Here is an 18,215-nt window from a genome sequence, read left to right on the forward strand (position 1 = left end):
CGATTATTCCGCATAAAGATCCAATTCTGACAATGCAGTTTTGGGATCCACGAATTCGTACTTGATTTCGTCATTCTCTCTGACCAGGCGCAAACCGTCCAACAAGATCTTGTCATTTACTTCTAAGCCATCTTGAATAATGTAGATATGTGGCATTTCTGCTGCAATGGTGATCGCCCTGGAGTGGAGTACATTTTCTTCATCTAGCACATAGACATAGTTCTTATCCAGCACTTCAAAAGTTGCTTTTTGAGGAATGATCATGGCATCTTTAAAAGGCACTCCCATCAAGATACTGCCTGTCTCTCCATGTCTCAAAAGACCATTAGGGTTAGGGAATGTTGCTCTAAATGGGATATTACCAGTCTCATGATTGAAGTCTGCTTCAATGGTCTCTACTTTCCCTGGGTATTCAAACACCTTATTATTGGCCATCAAAAGGCTTACATTCGTGGTACTGTCCTTTTTGACATTGCTCATATAGTCCAAATACTCTGCTTCAGGCACATTGTAATAAACCCACATTTTGCTGTTATCCGATAAGTGCGTCAGTAATTCCCCCTCATCAATTAAGCTCCCTAACCGCACATGAAAGCGGTCAATGATCCCATCAAATGGTGCGCGGATTTCAGTAAACTGTAGATGCACTTCCGCCAAAGCTTCTTCTGCTTTTGCCTTGTCTAATTTAGCTTTGGCCATGGCCAACTCATTAGGCGCCACCACATCCCTATCTGCCAGAGACTTGGTGTTTTGATATTCTATCTCTGCAAACTCTACTTCCGCTTTGGCTCTTTTGAGCTCAGCTTCATACAGTTTTGGCATGATGCGAAATAACAGTTGTCCTTTTTTCACAAACTGGCCTTCATCCACCAGGATGTCTTCCAAGTAACCTCTTTCTTGAGCCCGTAGCTCAATATGACTAATAGAGTGAATTTGACAGACATAATCTTCCGTAAGGGTGGTGTCCATTTTTATTGGACTGGTTACCAGAAACTCTGTCTCTTCTTCGTGCTTTGCTTCACCTTTTGTTGAACAGCTTGTATGCCACAATAAGGCACCCAAACTCATAAACATGAGCGTTCTCTTCATAATAATTTGGTTTAAAAACGATAAGGTTTTTGTTGATTAATTTCGAAACTGGGCGTGCGCAAATACGGCACACAATGACATTCAGCGCATAAATAAGTACTGATGCCAGGTGATTTTGGGTTAATCAATAAGTAATTAAAAGGGGATTGGTGAAATGATCACCTTGGGGAATTCATATCATATGACAAACACTTGCAAAACAAGGTGTATCCTATATGATGAGGTATTAAAAAGATGCTTACTGATATGTAAGCCATTGGTAATGGATTGGATTAAATATCCAGAAGAGAACGCATAAAAAATAGCAGTAAGGTAGCTGCTATCTGCTAAATATTTATTTGAAACAATGAATTCATCATCCTTTTCTTCAATTTCCAAAACATCCAGACCATAGTCCTTCGCATTGTCTGTCAAAGAAGTTTTGATAATAAAAGACTCATGGCCCATTTCAGCACTAACTTGGGACTGATCCAGTTCTCCAAAAGCACCTTCTGCGGCATGAATTCTCCCTTCCTGTATGTGATGAGCATACAGCTGGCTGTACCCACTAGAGAGTAGAATACAAAGCGATAGAAGGAATCTTATTACAAATTTTATCATCCGGCGTCAAATCTACATAAAGATAATTTCTCTGTCAAGAGTAGGTATATTAAAATTATTTATTACACCTATTGAACTTTAATAAATAATTCACACAACACTTTAACAGGCCTATAAAACTCATCTTAAGGCAATTATAATCGATTTGAACCCAACAGACTTGTTTCTCAAAAGTTTATTTAAGTCAAATCATTATTAAATTAACTGCTTCACAACCGACCTATTTGTAGATTTCTTGACTCAAATCTAGTTTATGAATATTAAAGCCCTAAAATAATACAACATGATGAATTCTTATTTGAAGAGCAATATTATCATTGTATTATCCTAGTTTTCTGACACTTCACGCCATTTTGGATAATTTATATTTTTCAAAGTGCCAAATTATTTTTTTTGAAAAACATTTTAATTAATTCAAAATACATTTTAATAAGTTTGAAATGGTTTATCTTAATATTTTTATTTATATTACATAAAAATCACCTCTTTTTAATATTAATTAACTTAAACCCAAATTAACATGAATATTGTAGCGCCAAAGATCGAAAAGATCAAATTGGTCATATGGGATTTAGATGAAACTTTTTGGTATGGTACCCTAAGTGAAGAAGGTATTAGACCCAATAAAAAAAACATCGAACTTGTAAAGACCTTATCCGAAAGAGGAATCATCAACAGCATTGTTTCGAAAAACGACTATGATCAAGCAAAGCGAAAACTAAAAGAGCTAGGGATTTGGAACTATTTCATCTTCCCTTCTATTGCGTGGAGCCCCAAAGGAGCGCTGATCAAGGATATCATCAAAAAGTGCCAGTTGAGAGACAGTAACGTATTGTTTTTGGATGACAACCACTCCAACCTGGAGGAAGCAAAATACTACAATCCTAAAATCCACGCCCATCTGCCTGAATTTATAAATGAAATCCAATTTCATGAAGCATTTGCAGGAAAGGATGACATGAATCTCTCACGGCTTAACCAATACAAAGTATTAGAAAAAAAATTTGAGGCGAGTCTCAAACATGATAGCAATATTGATTTCTTAAAGGCTTCGAATATCAAGGTCCTTCTTATTACCAAACTTGAAAAACACCTGGACAGAATCCATGAATTGCTTGACCGTACCAATCAACTCAACTTCACTAAAAAACGACTTAGTAAAGACGAAATCCAAAAACTTATCGCCGACCCAAACCTTGACTGTGCCTTGGTGAAAGTAGTAGACAATTTTGGGGATTATGGTTTAGTGGGCTTCTATGCTTATCATAGAATCAATCATCAATTGGTCCATTTTGTGTTTTCATGCCGAATCCTAAACCTTGGTATTCCGCAATATCTCTTTGCTAAATTAGATTTCCCTATACTCAAAACAATCCCTGAAGTAGCAGAGAATTTAGACGACTCAACACCAAATTGGATAATAGAAATAAAACACAACATCCAAAGGCCTAACGATCCCCCCAAACAAGATAATTCACAACTCATTCGAATCCTGTACAGAGGAACATGTGATTTCAAACAAACTTTATTCTATCTCTCAAACAGTGGAATCAAAGTGAAACAAGAAACCAATTATGTCGCAAATAACCTCCCAATATATCAAACCCACACCCAAACACTTGTTAATCAACTGGAACTTTCGAAGAGGTTGATAACCGAGATCAGCCAATCTCATTACATTCCTTTTCTGGATGAAGCTTATTTTGAAAGTGGAGTGTTTGAAGGGAACTATGATTGTTTGGTCTATAACCTACAAACCGATTACACCCAAAAAGTCTATCAACATCGGCAATCAAACTACCAATTACCTCTTGGAACAAATAATGGAGTATTGACCAAAACGGAAGAACATCCTGATATACTTCAAAAATTGAAAGCTAGAGGCTTAGATAAAATTACTAAAAGCACCTTAAAGGATTTCAGTGAAAACTTCATCCATATTGGATTGATTACTCCTGAAGCTTTCTGTGAAAACCTGATTAAGATAAGACAAAACATTCCAAAGCGCATTCCAATTATTTTTATCAATAGCAGTGAAATTATCCACCCCAAATCCCTTTCTCAAAACTCTTCACAGAGAGCAAAAGAAATGAATCAGGCCCTAGACAAATTTATCAAGGGAAGCCCTAATTCCTACCTATTGGACATGAGGAAAATCATTTCTAATCCAAGCCAATTTTCCAATACGATCGGCCAGTTCAACCGGGAATCTTATCGCCTAATCGCGACAGCGCTTCTGGGCAAAATTGGAGAAATCTCCAATAGAAAAATCAATTCCAAAATCAGCTCATTCACTTATTTCAGAGGTCAATTGAGAATTATCTATTTGAAATTGAAAACCTTCTTAAGGAAATCCATTTGGAATAAAATCAAAAGGCTTAACCTAATCATCATGATAGAACTGTTTACAGAAGTATCAAACATTGGAGCAAGTTTAATACTGAACAGTAGCCCCATTTAACATTAAAAAATTAGTTACTGTCCATTTTCATTTGGTTTTTCAGTTGTTAAACAGTTATATTTTGGTTTAACAAACAAGACCTATGCTCCATCAAAAGCTTGATGAACTCATCAAAGCATTAAAAGACAGCAAGACGCTAAGTTCAAATAGCATTGACTTTGATGCATTCGATAAGCTGTGCAATAAAAGTGATCAACTCATCACGCTTCATGATATTGGCAACTATCGTCCTATATACATCAATGATGCCTGCAAAACTTTTTATGGTTTTGAAAATAATTTTCTGAAAGGAATGGATTACATCTATTACCTCAAAACAATCCACCCTTCCTACTACCCCACCCTATTCAGATCCCTTACATTTTTCAATGAGGACAAGGAGAAATTTCTTGACCTTACTTACAAGCTAAAGGATGCAAGTGGAAACTGGAGATTAATGGTGGGCACAACCCAAACGGTAACAAGATCCAAAACTGGGAAACCCCTTCATGCCATTTCCATCATCACTCCTCATGAGAACTTTTCTCCTGAAACTGATGCCCCGATCCTATTATTGGAATCGCTGACCAAAAGAGAAATGGAAGTTTTCATGAAGTTGATTGAGGGGTTGAGTGCCAACGAAACGGCTCAGGCACTATTTATCTCTGAGGAAACAGTCAAAAAACACAAGAAAAATATCTTCAGAAAACTGAAATGCAATAAAATCAGCGAGTTGGTCGCCATGGCATTTGAGCTTGGGGTAAAATATTAAAGGGCAACCAATCTGATTGCCCTTTAATATTAATCTATAACTCTGGCTTCAGTTTTTCCAACACCTCTTTTGCTTCATGCCACTCCAATCTTGGCCCGAACTGACTTACAATCCTTGAAGATGCCAGACTGGCCAGTTTGCCGCTTGACGCGTAGGAATGTCCATTGGTGATACCATATAAAAAAGCCCCTGCAAACATATCCCCTGCTCCATTGCTATCCACCGCTTCTGTTTTATAAGGCTCAATATCTATAAACGTATCGCCATCATAAATCATCGCACCATTCTTACCTTGGGTAATCACAAAATGCTTAGCAACTTTTTTCAACTCCTCTCTAGCTTCTTGAAGATTATCCTTTCCAGTATAAAGCATTACCTCTTCTTCATTGGCAAACAAAAGATCCACACTTGCACCAATCACTTCATCAAATCCTTCTTTAAAGTACTTTACCATAGCTGGGTCAGAGAAAGTAAGTGCAACTTTTGTTCCGGACTGTTCAGCCAGCTTCTTAGCTTGCTTCATGGCAGCTTTACCATTGGGAGAAGTTACCAAATACCCTTCTATATAGAGATATTCGGCATCATTGATTATCGTATCATTGATATCCTTGGTGGAAAATTCTTGGGTAATGCCCAAAAAGGTATTCATGGTTCTTTCTGCATCATCAGTTACCATTACCAAGCATTTCCCCGTAATTCCCTCTTCTAAAGCCTCCACATTAAGATTATGATCTACTCCAGAAGCTTTTAGGTCCTCCACAAAAAACTTACCCAATGTATCATTGGCAACCTTGCAATTGTAGTATGAGCTACCCCCAAACTGACTTACAGCAATGATAGAATTAGCTGCTGACCCTCCGCATTGTTTCTTGGCCTCAGCTGTATCAATCACCTTCATCAGCTCATTTTGCCTTTCCTCATCCACTAAAGTCATCAGGCCTTTTTCTACACCATTGTCTGATAAAAAGGCGTCAGAAACCTGAAACTCCATATCCACTAGGGCATTGCCCATACCGACTACATTATACTTCTTATTCATATTTTATGCTATCAAAGCCTTACGGCCATTTACAATTCTTATTCAAAAATCTTATGACGCTCAAAGATTTTTTCCCTATCAAACAAATACCTATAGGTATGATGCGTCTTATATATTACTGCATTCAATTGCTCACAAACACGCATCATCTTCGGGCTAAAATCCCCGATCCAGTTCATCTCTATGGTTTCATAAGGAAAAGAGGGCTGATCCGACATATCATTGTACTTTTTCACCATGGCACTTTCTACTCCCTTACCTTGATGATCTGGCACCACCCCGAAAACCAAGCCTAACATCTTATTAGGTGGATTGAATAGCTTATGGTACAGAAATTTGAGTTTACCAATCCAGTCCAATTTACCATTCACATGCTTGAATATCTGATTGAGTTCAGGTATGGAAATGAAAAAACTGATAGGTTCATTTTTATAAAAACCAAAGTAAATCAACTTCTCATCCAAAACAGGTTTCAGTTTCTTCAACATCAGCTGAGCCTCTTTGATGGACATGGTTTTGCCCATATGTCTCGCCCAAGCTTTGTTGTAAACAGTCACAAAATACTCAGGAAACTTCTCTTTCAACTCTTTACCTTTCAGATACCTGTAATTATAGTCCGGGTCATCTATCGTAATGGCTGCTCTCTTGTGAAATTTCGGATCAAAGTCAACACCTTTTACTGGCCTCATATAAGTATACTGCTTAAAATACACCTGAAAACCATACTCCTCAAAGAACTTCTGGTAATAAGCAAAGTTCCAAGGCATATTATAGTTGGCAGGAGAAAAACCATCCACTAATAATCCCCACCATTTGTCCCGCTCACCAAAGTTCACAGGGCCATCCATCGCTTCCATGCCCTGCTCTTCTAACCAGGACTTAGCAGTATCAAACAGAAGGAATGCCGCTTCCTGATCCTCAATACATTCAAAAAAGCCCAAACCACCGGTGGGTTGCTTATCTTTCCATTTCGGATTGGTGAAAGCCGCAATTCTGCCTATGGTCTCTCCTTTTTCATTTTTCAGCAACCAACGTTTTGCTTTGGCTCCTTTTCTGAAGAGCTTATTGGTTTCCTCATGGAACAAACCTTCTATATCGGCATCAATGGGTTGAATCCAATTCTTTTCATTTTTATATAACCTTACTGCCATATCCAAAAACTCCTTGGCAAGAGCAGGGTTGGTCACCTCCAATAACTTCATGGTAATGGGTGTTTTTTTTGAAAAGCTAAAAATAGGGAGTTTGAAGGGAAAGAAAAAGAAGCCTGTACTTAAGCTCTGCCGATATGCAATTATTTCTTAAACATCAGTTCCTGCACATATTTAAAACGTATAAAACCCCAGGACCTAACAAACTCTTCACGGTTCACCAATCCTTTAGATTTCAATCGACGATAATCCAAAACAGGACGATAGACAAAAAAGTATACTATAAACAAAGCAAAAAAATTGCCCCAACCTATATAATCAAATAGGAACAGTTGCATCACAATCATCATGGGCAAAATAGTCACTAGGTGATAAGCTACTAGCTTTTTCATAATTGCTAATCTTATTATCAAAACTATTTTCAGCCCAAAGACCTTTGAGGACTTCAGGTTATTTTGGGTAAACTTGGGAACCAAACATAAATCGATTTATATACTTTTTCCCAAAGCAATAACTTTAATATAAGGAAATCTATTTAAAACATGAGGTTATAAACAAAAAAACATGAAGGCCGATTCAATGAATCGGCCTTCATGTTTTGTCAATTATATCACAATTTTAGTTGATCACATCTCCATAAAGGTCAAATTCAGTAGCTTCATTGATCTTGACCTCCACAAAATCTCCTATTCGGCAATAGTGCTTTGAAGCATCAATCAATACTTCATTGTCCACTTCAACAGAATCAAACTCAGTTCTCCCCACAAAGTATCCATTCTCTTTTTTGTCTATCAGTACCTTGAAGTTTTTTCCGACTTTTTCCTGATTAAGATCAAAAGAAATCTGCTCCTGAACCTCCATCAAGTGATTTGCTCTTGCTTGCTTTTCTTCCTGTGGGATATCATCCTTCATGGAGAATGCGTGGGTATCTTCTTCATGGCTATAAGTAAACACCCCTAAACGTTCAAATTTCATTCTTTCCACAAAGTCTACCATCTCCTGAAACTCTTTTTCTCCCTCACCAGGATGCCCTGCTATCAAGGTCGTCCTGATGGCGATACCTGGAATTTTCTCCCTAATACGATGGATCAATTCTTCCTGTTTCTCCCGGCTGGTTCCTCTTCTCATCACTTTCAGCACTTCACTGGAACCATGTTGAAGAGGAATATCCAAATAGTTACATACATTAGGATGTTCCGCCATCACATCAATGACATCCATTGGAAAACCTGTTGGGTAAGCATAATGCAGTCTCACCCAGTCAATTCCATTGACATCAGCCAAGGAAGTCATCAAATCTGCCAAACGCCTCTTCTTATATAAGTCCAACCCATAATAAGTGGAGTCTTGGGCAATCAATAATAACTCTCTGGTACCATTGGCAGCCTTGTGCTCAGCCTCTTTGACCAACTCTTCAATTGGCTTCGAAACATGGCCACCACGCATCAAGGGTATGGCACAAAAAGAACATGGCCTATCACAGCCTTCAGAAATCTTCATATAAGCATAATGGGAAGGATGTGTCAACAAACGTTCCCCGACCAATTCATGCTTGTAGTCTGCTTTGAATTTTTTCAAAAGTGCTGGCAAGTCCCTCGTCCCAAAAAAGGCATCCACTTGTGGAATCTCTTTTTCCAAGTCATCCTTGTAGCGTTGGGAAAGACAACCTGTCACATACACCTTTTCCACCAAGCCCTTTTGTTTCGCATCTACATACTGTAAAATGGTATCCACAGACTCCTGCTTCGCATTATCTATAAACCCACAAGTATTGATGATCACAATATTATTGTCAGCTTGTTGGGATTCATGAGAAACATCTATCCCATTCCCTTTCAACTGGGTAAGCATCACTTCAGAATCCACCAAGTTTTTGGAGCATCCCATAGTGATGATATTTACCTTATCCTTTTTTAATGTTCTCGTTTTCAAATCTTTTCTTCTTTGCTGCAAAAGTACGAAAAGTTAACCAAGAGTAAAGAACAAAGCCCCAAGAACCTGAAATCTCCGTTCATGAACAGTTCACAAAACGTCAAAAAACAACCAAGCCATGGTTGATAACCATGGCTTGAATTTATTTGCAATTGTACTTTTATAAAAGTTTTAACATTAAGATCAAACTTCCCATCCCTTACGGTATTCTCTACCTACAAATTGATTGGCTTCTTCCAAGTTGGTGATTCTCATTTTGTCACCATCCCAAAGCAATTTCTTTCTACCATAATATTGGGTCTGACCTTTGGAATTTTCTCTTCGCAACATATAGCTACGAATTGCCAAATTACCCATCAATACCGTTTCAGTCATTGGTCCGGCATAATCAAAAGATGAGGTCAGCTCCTTATGCTCTTTGCTTCCAAAGCCCGCTTTACAAGCATCAACCCACTTGCGCTGATGGCCATACTCAGGTTCTGGGAAATCCTCTGTTTGAGGCCCAATCTCTGTCGTGCCATCGTTAAGGTAAAGCTTTGGCATCAGTGGAGAACTATCATTGATATTGGTTGAAATGATACCTTTATCTCCAATGATCAAGACGCCATTGGCACTTTCCGCACCTCCAATATCATGGTCAGCTGGAATGATATCCGGATGTGAAGGACGAATGCCTCCATCGCTCCAGGTCATCTCAATAGGAGACTTGCTCTTCTCAGTAGCATCAAAATGCAATGTAATAAATGATGAAGCGGGGCATCCTTCTGGATGATAATCTGGTGTCCACATTTTGGTATACACCGCCCCTACGCTACACTCGGCATCCTTAGGATAGTGAAGCCCCAAGGTACGGAATGGAATATCCACCAAATGGCATCCTACATCTCCCAATGCACCTGTACCATAATCCCACCATCCTCTCCAGTTAAATGGATGAAGGTTTGGCGTAAAAGGAATCTCTTTGGATGGCCCTAACCATAAGTTCCAAGCTAGGTCATCTGGTTTCTGCCCTGGTGCTGGTTTTGGAAAAGTGTTTCCCTGTGGCCAAACAGGACGATTGGTCCAAATCTGAACTTTGGAAACAGCTCCTATTTTACCATCATTGATCCAGTCCTGCACAATTTGTAAATATGGGTTTGACCCACCCTGATTCCCCATTTGGGTGACAATTTTCTTGTCCCTTGCCATCTGGGTAAGGATTCTTGCTTCGCGGATATTATGCGTCATGGGTTTCTGAACATACACATGAACACCTCTTTCCATGGCAAATGCCGCTGCAGGACCATGCACGTGATCTGGCGTGGAAATAGTTACGGCATCAATATCCTTTTCTTTCTCCAACATCTCCCTGTAATCAGCATACAGTTTGGCATCAGGGAAGTTCTTGACAGACTGTGAAGCTGAACCTGAAAAGTCAACATCACACAAAGCTACTACGCGCTCTCGACCATTGACCGAAGCATTCTTGATATCACTGGCTCCTTTTCCACCTGCTCCAATTGCCGCAATATTCAACTGATCACTCGGAGCAGTGAAACCCACGCCTCCTAAGACATGTCTCGGAACAATTAAAACTGAAGATGCCAAAGCGGCATTTTTAATGAAATTTCTACGCGAGTTATTCTCTTCCGATTTTTTTGATTTTTCCATTGGTTATAAACTGTTGGGTTAAGTGCTTAATCGAATTACCAACCGTAATTTAGGCATTTTTATTTCTAGACCACTATTATTTAATGATATTGTTTCTTTCAAAATACTTCTGAATTAAAAATCCATACCAAACGACAATAATGATTTTATCAAATACAGACAAAACTCTTACCTTCTGATAAAACCAACCATATTTCACTAAAATCTAGCAAAAAGTTGAAAAAACTCTTTTTTCTAAAACTACAAATGGAGCACCTAGGGCGCTCCATTTTTCATATTAATTAAATATTAATTGTACACTTTGGATTTAAACTATTCATAACGACACATTTTCTAGCGTAGGTAAATAAATATCTACTTTTGGTACTCGTACAGCAAACGATAATTTTTTCAACTCCTTGCTTTACTTTTTAAAGAGGCGCTGATGGGAATCAGCGTCTTTTTATTTGCTGTATATATAGCTTAATCCTCTATCAACTCCATTAGGTATAGCGTATGAAAATCTTCTTCCACTCCATTATAGTCTTGATTTTTAGTCACTACCCATTGCCCTTCTGAATTTACGACATTGCTTAAATGAATACCTTTAGGAGCTAGAAAATCAGTTATTTTTAGCCCATTAAAATCAAAAACACTGATAAACAATTCATTAATTTTACTCAAAGCATCTTTCCCCTCCTTCGATTGAAGGTTATAATTCTGCAGTTCTTCTCTACTAACACCTTTCTTGTATGCCACTAAAATAAATTTATCCATTAGTATAATCTCTAGAATACTTCCCCCTTTCAATCCATGATTTATCTCTGCATGTTTCAATGCATTTTCAAAAACTACTCCTTCTTCTTCAACCCAATTGGAAACATTTAATTTTACAGTTTTAAACTCTCCCAGCATCCCATTTTCTTCTGTAAAAAGATAAAACTGGTTTTCACCTTTAAAATACAGTATCCAAAAAGCTCCTCTTTTCAAGACAACAGGAAAAGACCAGCCGTGGAACTTGCCATCATGATATTTACTGCTATTTGGAACCGGCATCGCATCCCTGACCTCTCCAGATAATGTATCCAGCACCTCAAGTATAGTTCCTTGATAGCTCTTTTCCATTAGGTTAGATACATTGTTCCAATTAGCTTTTCCTCTTTCCGGTCTATAATAGGCGATATCTTTTCCTAATTTGAAGTAAGGTTTTCCTTTATATCCATTCAGGAAAAAATATTCTCCAGGAATGATTATCTTTTTCCGAATATTGCCCTCATCATCCATTTGTACAATTCCATTAATTGGATCAAAGATCGTCATAAATTGGTCTTGAAAACCTACAGCATTAGCCCAACCAACTGCTTGAGGCCCATCCTGTCTCAAAAGAACCGTATCCTTAACAACTCCTGAATGATCAATAAGTAAAAATTCATTATCATGGTACCCTTTACCAAGATAAAGCTTCCTGTCTGTTGAATAATCAAATAGAAAAAAGTTCCCAAGGTAATCAACCTGAACTGAATCAATTATTTCCAAGGAATAAGAAGCACTCAAACCTTCCTTTATTGAAGACCGACTACATGACCAGAAAAACAATAAGACCATTACATGAAAAAATAAATACTTCATTTTATGAATAGCTAGTGAGTCACTAACATAATCCAAATGGACAACTAAGTCTAATAAAAAAAGTTAATAAACATTAAACCTACCTCAATCCTCCACCAACTCGAGGAGATAGAAAGTCTCAAAATCCTCTTCTTGACCAAAATAGTATTTATTCTTTGAGGCTAGTATTTTTCCATCTGGCATCACAGCCTTGATCATTTTAGCCTGTAAAGGCAATGCAACACTCTCATCAACCAAATTATGCTTCTTATCCAATACTGCAATATAATAGGGATTTACCTCTCGAGACTTTAAAGGATCATTTACTAATTCCTCATTATACTCTGTATTTTTAATGCCATTTCTATAAACAACAATAATATAATTTCCGAAGCTGTTTGAGAACTGTACATCTCCAGGACGCATTTCGTTATAATTCCTATCCCAATCGAAGGATTTTTGATTTTCTGAAGGAATGGCACTTACAAACTCATCGCTTGCAAAACTTACAGATTCCACAAAAGACAGAGCCTTTCCCTTAATTTCATAAACATACAACACTGGCTCATTACCCAATAGCAAATAAATAAAATTATCGTTTCTAGTGACATTTGGATAAAGAGGACCAAAATATTGATCTGCTTTATACTTACTGGACTGAGGAATTGGAAGAACGGGGTTTAAACTCCCATCTTTTAAGTCAATAAAATCCAAGTAATATTCCCTGTATTCCTCACTTCGGCCTCCTGAGATCTGCCCCAATAAAAGATCATCTGAAATCTTAAAAATTTTCTTCTTTTGATTCCAATTATGAAACTCTATAGTAAACGGAAGAGCAATATCTTTAACGTGCATTCCATTTTTTTCAAAGACTGAAAGCTTTCCAAAGTTGTTGGCCACCAATAGCTTTCCCTCTTCATAAAACCCTAAAGAAACTGGACTGTTAATGGGATGAGGATTATCCCCTCCTCTGGAGTACAACTCCTGAATTTCACCAGATTGATCAAAAATAATTAGTTCCTCAGTTTTAAAGTTAAAACCAAGAATCTCTCCACTCATCACATTAATGTCGGTAATTTCCAGCTCCCCTCGATAATCTAAACGAATAGAGTCTACAATTTCCAAATGATAACTCTTCTCTGCCTCTTCAGTCAAACCTACATCTTCTACTTTTTCCTTGCAGGAATTCATTCCCCATACTCCAAGTGCGCCAAAAAGAACCATTGAACTTAATCTTGACATACTTCTTGTAATTGCCATTGCACCTAAAAAACTTTGAATAATCATCTTTGAATTAATTTACATTTATAAAAAACACTATAATCGTTCTCTTTTTGTTCATAGTTCAGGTCAAACCATAAATACCGGCCTCCTTCCACAATGGACATAACTCCTAAGGGATTGGGAACTTGAATATCACTACTAAGCTGCTCTCCTTTCAGTACTTGAAAGTGTGTTTTGTTTAGCTTTCCTACTTCTTGAAAAAACACATCCATATCATCCTTATGTTGCTCCTGCAATGCTTTCACTTCATCCAATGGCAATCCTTCTGAATATTTTACAAGAAATAAACTGTCTCTCAAAATATCTAAAGACTGAATCCCTCCGTAATAAAACTGGCTTATGTCAAATTCAAAATCGGTCTTGTCCACTTCAATTCCTTTGGCCTCCACAAAATTCTCAATAGGAAAATCAACTGACCAAGCAGGTTTTTCCCAATCCCCTTTCTTGTATCCGTACAACTTGGGTTCATTGCTGAATGCTACGTACAACATATCATGATTACTGGCCAAGACGGGCCTCACATAGACATCGTGGTACAATAAATGATCACTGGAAAACTTGCTTACTGCAGGAAAAGGAACAACAGGCAAAAACTCTCTGGTCGAAATATCCAAAAACACCAATTGCCTAGATTGAAGCTGATGTTCAATGGACACCCCCAGGTCATTGTACCGGCCCTGAAGTATCGAGACAAATCCACCATTCACTCGAACTGTGTTTTTAGCTGACGGCACAATAAAGCGGTAAGAAGGCTGAAAGTCAGGCCTAAAGTGCTGCACCAACTCTCCCTCTAGATTATATTGAAATTGTCCCTTATTAGAACTCAATAAAAAAGATTCATTATCTACAAAAACGGGCTTTCCTGTATGGTAACTCCCATATTTCCCAGGGCCTTCCCCTTTCAAAACAAACATTCCAATGACCTGACCTTGATCTGAAAAAGTCACAAACTTTGAAGCGACCTGATCATACGCCAAAAAACACCTTCCGTTCGGAGAAACATCTTGCAATGCCAGTTTCCCGATGTAATCCACCACAATAGAATCAAACAACTCCAATTCAAAATTATTTTCATGCAGATGGTAAAGGCCTTCACTTTTTTTTCCGCAGGACATTAAAAAAGTTAGGATTAAAAAAATAGAGCAGGCTAAACGGTAAAACATAAACGAAAACATTAGTAAGGAACCGAATCTATGAAATCCTTAAAATATTACAAAGAAAACTCCAGCTCAAAAAAAATCCCCGAAGCGGATACTCCGAGGATTTCATCTATAATGTAGGTTTACTTTTACTGTTTTTGTTTGAACAAGGAATCTACAAACTCTGTTCGATTAAAAATCTGTAGATCAGTCATTTTTTCACCGACCCCAATATACTTTACTGGAATTTTGAACTGATCTGAAATCCCAATAACGACACCTCCTTTGGCAGTACCGTCAAGCTTGGTAATGGCCAGAGCATTGATCTCGGTAGCTTTGGTAAACTCTTTGGCTTGAATAAAAGCGTTTTGTCCCGTCGATCCGTCCAACACCAACAAAATTTCATGAGGGGCATCATCTATGAATTTTTGCATTACCCTCTTGATCTTGCTCAACTCATTCATCAAATTCACCTTGGTATGTAGCCTTCCTGCTGTATCCACGATCACTACATCTGCCTCCATTTCTACTGCTTTCTTGACCGTATCAAATGCTACAGAAGCAGGGTCTGCGTTCATACCATGAGAGATCACCGGAACACCAACTCTTTCACCCCACAGAATCAATTGATCCACTGCGGCAGCACGGAAAGTATCCGCAGCACCCAGCACCACAGATTTCCCTGCAGACTTAAACTGATGCGCCAACTTACCTATCGTGGTGGTTTTCCCTACACCATTCACTCCCACCACCATGATCACATAGGGCTTTTTATCTTTGGGCAATTCAAAGTTGGTAAGGTCCTCTAAGTTGCTTTCCTCCAACAAGCCTACGATTTCCTCCCTTAAAATTTTATCCAGCTCAGCAGTATTGACATATTTATCCCTTGCCACTCTCTCCTCTATTCGCTGGATGACTTTGATGGTCGTGTCCACACCCACATCAGATGTGATCAGAACCTCTTCCAGCTCATCAAGTACCTCATCATCTACTTTGGACTTACCAATAACTGCTTTGCCCAGTTTTGAAAAGAGATTTTCACTGGTTTTTTGAAGACCTTTGTCTAGGCTCTCCTTTTTATCTTTAGAAAAAAATCCAAAAATTCCCATAGTCTTTAACAAATTAGACCTGAATATAATCATAAAATCCCTCCCGAATTCAATCGAGAGGGATTATCCTTTTTGCATTACGATTAAAGCAAGGCAATTATTTTGCAAGGGTATCCTTCACCTCAGTGGTGGGTACCATCTCTTCTCTGAAAGTGTATGCTCCGGTTTTCTCAGACTTTACTGCCTTGATCACCTTTGCATAAGTTACACCACCTTCTTTTTTCAGGGTCGCTACTACTTTCTTAGCCATATCTTTTAGGTTTTATCGTCAAGCCTAAGGCCTAACAGTTCCTTAAAATTATTTAATTTCTTTATGAACCGTTACTTTCTTAAGGATTGGGTTATATTTCTTAAGCTCCAATCTCTCAGTAGTGTTCTTACGGTTTTTTGTTGTGATATATCTTGAAGTGCCTGGAACACCACTTGTTTTGTGCTCTGTACATTCCAAAATCACTTGAACTCTGTTTCCTTTCTTAGCCATCGCTCTATCTATTTATTGATTCGGAAATGATTATTTAATGATAATGTGTCCTTCTGCTTGAGCTTCTTTCAAAACAGCGCTGATGCCTTTCTTATTGATAGTTCTCAATGCTTTTGAAGAAACCTTCAACGTGATCCAAGCATCCTCTTCTGGCACGTAGAAACTTTTCTTGTGCAAGTTAGGATAAAACTTACGCTTGGTCTTGTTGTTCGCGTGCGATACATTATTACCTACTCGAGGTCTTTTACCGGTGATGTCACAAACTTTTGCCATGATATATGATCGTAATTTTTAAGACGTTTTTCTAATTGAGTTTGCAAATATCGGAAGTTTTCGGGAATAACCAAAAGAGCTGCCAAAAATTATTCGCTAAATGATTGTTATTCATTGAGCTTACTACATCGCTCCTAATCTATCGACCAGAAATGACACTATGGCAACTTTTTTGCTCCACTTCTTATATCTAAAGGCTTTCCTTATATTTGACTATATAAGAAAACCCAAATATACAACAAAAAAATTAAGGTTATGATTGAATCCATTACATCCAGCAAACAAGCTATCGATTTAGAAAACAAGTACGGTGCTCACAATTACCACCCACTGCCTGTAGTATTATCTAAAGGAGAGGGAGTATACATGTGGGATGTAGAAGGAAAAAAATACTACGACTTTTTATCTTCCTACTCAGCTGTCAATCAAGGTCACTGCCACCCCAGGATAATGGAAACACTGGTAGAACAAGCCGGAACGCTCACCCTTACCTCTAGAGCATTTCACAATGATGTACTTGGTCCTTTTGAAAAATTCCTCAGTGAATACTTCGGCTATGACAAAGTGCTGCCAATGAACACCGGCGTGGAAGGCGTTGAAACGGCGATTAAAATCGCGAGAAAATGGGGCTATGAAAAGAAAGGAATCCCTGAAAACCAAGGAACCATCATCGTAGCTGAAAACAATTTTCACGGAAGGACCACTACTGTCATTTCGTTTTCCAATGACGAAAATGCAAGAAAGAATTTTGGACCTTATACTCCGGGCTTTATCTCCATTCCTTACGATGACACCGAAGCACTTGAGGAAGTACTCAAAACACATGACAACATTATAGGCTACTTAGTAGAGCCCATTCAAGGGGAAGCAGGCGTATATGTCCCCAAAGATGGTTATCTAAAAGAAGTTTCAACCATATGCAAGAAGCACGGTGTTTTATTTATAGCTGACGAAATCCAGACAGGAATCGCTAGAACCGGCAAAATACTTGCCTGTGATCATGAAGAAGTCAAACCAGACATGTTGATCTTAGGCAAAGCTATCTCAGGAGGCTTCTATCCAGTTTCGGCAGTATTGGCTGATGACGAAATAATGGAAGTGATTTTACCAGGCCAACACGGATCAACATTTGGGGGCAACCCACTGGGAGCCAAAGTCGCCATGACTGCATTGAATGTAGTCAAAGATGAAAATCTAGCTGAAAATGCAGAAAAACTAGGTGAATTATTCAGAGCTAGAATCCAAAAGCTGGTGGACAAGTCTCCATTTGTAAAACTTGTTAGAGGAAAAGGTTTACTAAATGCAGTTGTCATTAACGACTCCGAAGACAGTGATACGGCCTGGAATATTTGCCTTGCCCTTAAAGAGAATGGACTATTGGCCAAGCCAACCCATGGAAACATCATCAGGTTTGCCCCGCCATTGGTTATCACAGAAGAACAAATCCACGAATGTTGTGACATCATTGAAAAAACAATCTCTGAATTCAAACATTAACAATGACGGTAAATTTTTCAGAAGCCCAGTGCTATTAAAAGTACTGGGCTTTATTATTGAACAAAACAAAGCCTCCCCTCCTTACTTCCCCAACATAAAAAACCAACACCATATAATTATATAAACATCAACATCTAATAACCCTACCCTATAAGACCATAGTTTTTCTTAAATT

At 38.2% G+C, this 18,215-nt stretch carries 17 protein-coding genes; 3 read left to right on the forward strand and 14 right to left on the reverse strand.

From position 1 onward, the window contains the following. Positions 1–3 precede the first annotated feature (3 nt). Together JL001_RS02530 and JL001_RS02535 are read right to left on the reverse strand one after the other, a co-directional pair. Entirely contained in the window at positions 4–1,089 is a 1,086-nt protein-coding gene (locus JL001_RS02530) for an efflux RND transporter periplasmic adaptor subunit (protein ID WP_200974547.1), read from the reverse strand. Positions 1,090–1,266: 177 nt separating this feature from the next. Continuing rightward, on the reverse strand, positions 1,267–1,689 hold the full coding sequence (locus JL001_RS02535) for a hypothetical protein (RefSeq protein ID WP_200974548.1): 423 nt from the start codon (positions 1,687–1,689) through the stop codon (positions 1,267–1,269). A gap of 520 nt (positions 1,690–2,209) precedes the next feature. On the opposite strand from JL001_RS02535, the gene JL001_RS02540 reads away from it, so the two are divergent. Together JL001_RS02540 and JL001_RS02545 are read left to right on the forward strand one after the other, a co-directional pair. Continuing rightward, positions 2,210–4,150, forward strand: a complete 1,941-nt coding sequence (locus JL001_RS02540) for an HAD-IIIC family phosphatase (protein ID WP_200974549.1) — start codon at positions 2,210–2,212, stop codon at positions 4,148–4,150. 82 nt (positions 4,151–4,232) lie between these two features. After that, positions 4,233–4,901 (forward strand): response regulator transcription factor, encoded by a 669-nt coding sequence (locus tag JL001_RS02545; RefSeq protein WP_200974550.1) that lies wholly within the window; start codon positions 4,233–4,235, stop codon positions 4,899–4,901. 34 nt (positions 4,902–4,935) lie between these two features. Here the strand turns inward: JL001_RS02545 and JL001_RS02550 are convergent, their stop codons facing one another. The 12 genes from JL001_RS02550 to rpmB form a co-directional block, all read right to left on the reverse strand. Continuing rightward, the gene (locus tag JL001_RS02550) at positions 4,936–5,940 is read right to left on the reverse strand and encodes an adenosine kinase (RefSeq protein WP_200974551.1); all 1,005 of its coding nucleotides are present in this window, start codon (positions 5,938–5,940) and stop codon (positions 4,936–4,938) included. A gap of 38 nt (positions 5,941–5,978) precedes the next feature. After that, positions 5,979–7,142 (reverse strand): hypothetical protein, encoded by a 1,164-nt coding sequence (locus JL001_RS02555; RefSeq protein ID WP_200974552.1) that lies wholly within the window; start codon positions 7,140–7,142, stop codon positions 5,979–5,981. 89 nt (positions 7,143–7,231) lie between these two features. Beyond that, the gene (locus JL001_RS02560) at positions 7,232–7,480 is read right to left on the reverse strand and encodes a hypothetical protein (protein ID WP_200974553.1); all 249 of its coding nucleotides are present in this window, start codon (positions 7,478–7,480) and stop codon (positions 7,232–7,234) included. A 226-nt stretch (positions 7,481–7,706) separates the two neighbouring features. Beyond that, the gene (gene rimO / locus JL001_RS02565; protein WP_200974554.1) at positions 7,707–9,020 is read right to left on the reverse strand and encodes a 30S ribosomal protein S12 methylthiotransferase RimO; all 1,314 of its coding nucleotides are present in this window, start codon (positions 9,018–9,020) and stop codon (positions 7,707–7,709) included. A gap of 183 nt (positions 9,021–9,203) precedes the next feature. Next, on the reverse strand, positions 9,204–10,670 hold the full coding sequence (locus JL001_RS02570) for a Gfo/Idh/MocA family protein (RefSeq protein WP_200974555.1): 1,467 nt from the start codon (positions 10,668–10,670) through the stop codon (positions 9,204–9,206). 462 nt (positions 10,671–11,132) lie between these two features. After that, a complete protein-coding gene (locus JL001_RS02575; protein ID WP_200974556.1) occupies positions 11,133–12,278 on the reverse strand; it encodes a hypothetical protein in 1,146 nt (381 codons plus the stop codon). A gap of 84 nt (positions 12,279–12,362) precedes the next feature. Then, on the reverse strand, positions 12,363–13,544 hold the full coding sequence (locus tag JL001_RS02580) for a hypothetical protein (protein ID WP_236252687.1): 1,182 nt from the start codon (positions 13,542–13,544) through the stop codon (positions 12,363–12,365). Next, positions 13,541–14,656: a hypothetical protein gene (locus tag JL001_RS02585; protein WP_200974558.1), complete on the reverse strand. Its 1,116-nt coding sequence runs from the start codon at positions 14,654–14,656 to the stop codon at positions 13,541–13,543. The genes JL001_RS02580 and JL001_RS02585 overlap by 4 nt, the downstream gene beginning before the upstream one ends. Before the next feature lie 173 nt (positions 14,657–14,829). Further along, entirely contained in the window at positions 14,830–15,789 is a 960-nt protein-coding gene (gene ftsY, locus JL001_RS02590) for a signal recognition particle-docking protein FtsY (RefSeq protein WP_192009163.1), read from the reverse strand. Between the two features lie 97 nt (positions 15,790–15,886). After that, on the reverse strand, positions 15,887–16,039 hold the full coding sequence (locus tag JL001_RS02595; protein ID WP_015264418.1) for a DUF4295 domain-containing protein: 153 nt from the start codon (positions 16,037–16,039) through the stop codon (positions 15,887–15,889). Positions 16,040–16,087: 48 nt separating this feature from the next. After that, complete coding sequence (rpmG, locus tag JL001_RS02600) at positions 16,088–16,270, reverse strand: 50S ribosomal protein L33 (protein WP_192009164.1); 183 nt, start codon at positions 16,268–16,270, stop codon at positions 16,088–16,090. Between the two features lie 30 nt (positions 16,271–16,300). Further along, the gene (gene rpmB, locus JL001_RS02605) at positions 16,301–16,543 is read right to left on the reverse strand and encodes a 50S ribosomal protein L28 (RefSeq protein WP_015264420.1); all 243 of its coding nucleotides are present in this window, start codon (positions 16,541–16,543) and stop codon (positions 16,301–16,303) included. 255 nt (positions 16,544–16,798) lie between these two features. Here rpmB and rocD point away from each other — a divergent pair, with 255 nt between their 5' ends. Continuing rightward, the gene (rocD, locus tag JL001_RS02610) at positions 16,799–18,040 is read left to right on the forward strand and encodes an ornithine--oxo-acid transaminase (protein WP_200974559.1); all 1,242 of its coding nucleotides are present in this window, start codon (positions 16,799–16,801) and stop codon (positions 18,038–18,040) included. Positions 18,041–18,215: the final 175 nt, after the last annotated feature.

The sequence above is a fragment of the Echinicola sp. 20G genome (assembly GCF_015533855.1).
In the GTDB taxonomy this organism is placed as follows: domain Bacteria; phylum Bacteroidota; class Bacteroidia; order Cytophagales; family Cyclobacteriaceae; genus Echinicola.

Coding starts and splice junctions, on each gene's coding strand:
- JL001_RS02555 (WP_200974552.1), bottom strand. CDS start 7,142: ATGAAGTTATTGGAGGTGACCAACCCTGCTCTTGCCAAGGAGTTTTTG.
- ftsY (WP_192009163.1), bottom strand. CDS start 15,789: ATGGGAATTTTTGGATTTTTTTCTAAAGATAAAAAGGAGAGCCTAGAC.
- rpmG (WP_192009164.1), bottom strand. CDS start 16,270: ATGGCTAAGAAAGGAAACAGAGTTCAAGTGATTTTGGAATGTACAGAG.
- JL001_RS02550 (WP_200974551.1), bottom strand. CDS start 5,940: ATGAATAAGAAGTATAATGTAGTCGGTATGGGCAATGCCCTAGTGGAT.
- rpmB (WP_015264420.1), bottom strand. CDS start 16,543: ATGGCAAAAGTTTGTGACATCACCGGTAAAAGACCTCGAGTAGGTAAT.
- JL001_RS02580 (WP_236252687.1), bottom strand. CDS start 13,544: ATGATTATTCAAAGTTTTTTAGGTGCAATGGCAATTACAAGAAGTATG.
- JL001_RS02585 (WP_200974558.1), bottom strand. CDS start 14,656: ATGTCCTGCGGAAAAAAAAGTGAAGGCCTTTACCATCTGCATGAAAAT.
- JL001_RS02535 (WP_200974548.1), bottom strand. CDS start 1,689: ATGATAAAATTTGTAATAAGATTCCTTCTATCGCTTTGTATTCTACTC.
- JL001_RS02540 (WP_200974549.1), top strand. CDS start 2,210: ATGAATATTGTAGCGCCAAAGATCGAAAAGATCAAATTGGTCATATGG.
- JL001_RS02545 (WP_200974550.1), top strand. CDS start 4,233: ATGCTCCATCAAAAGCTTGATGAACTCATCAAAGCATTAAAAGACAGC.
- JL001_RS02570 (WP_200974555.1), bottom strand. CDS start 10,670: ATGGAAAAATCAAAAAAATCGGAAGAGAATAACTCGCGTAGAAATTTC.
- JL001_RS02595 (WP_015264418.1), bottom strand. CDS start 16,039: ATGGCTAAGAAAGTAGTAGCGACCCTGAAAAAAGAAGGTGGTGTAACT.
- JL001_RS02530 (WP_200974547.1), bottom strand. CDS start 1,089: ATGAAGAGAACGCTCATGTTTATGAGTTTGGGTGCCTTATTGTGGCAT.
- JL001_RS02560 (WP_200974553.1), bottom strand. CDS start 7,480: ATGAAAAAGCTAGTAGCTTATCACCTAGTGACTATTTTGCCCATGATG.
- JL001_RS02575 (WP_200974556.1), bottom strand. CDS start 12,278: ATGAAGTATTTATTTTTTCATGTAATGGTCTTATTGTTTTTCTGGTCA.
- rocD (WP_200974559.1), top strand. CDS start 16,799: ATGATTGAATCCATTACATCCAGCAAACAAGCTATCGATTTAGAAAAC.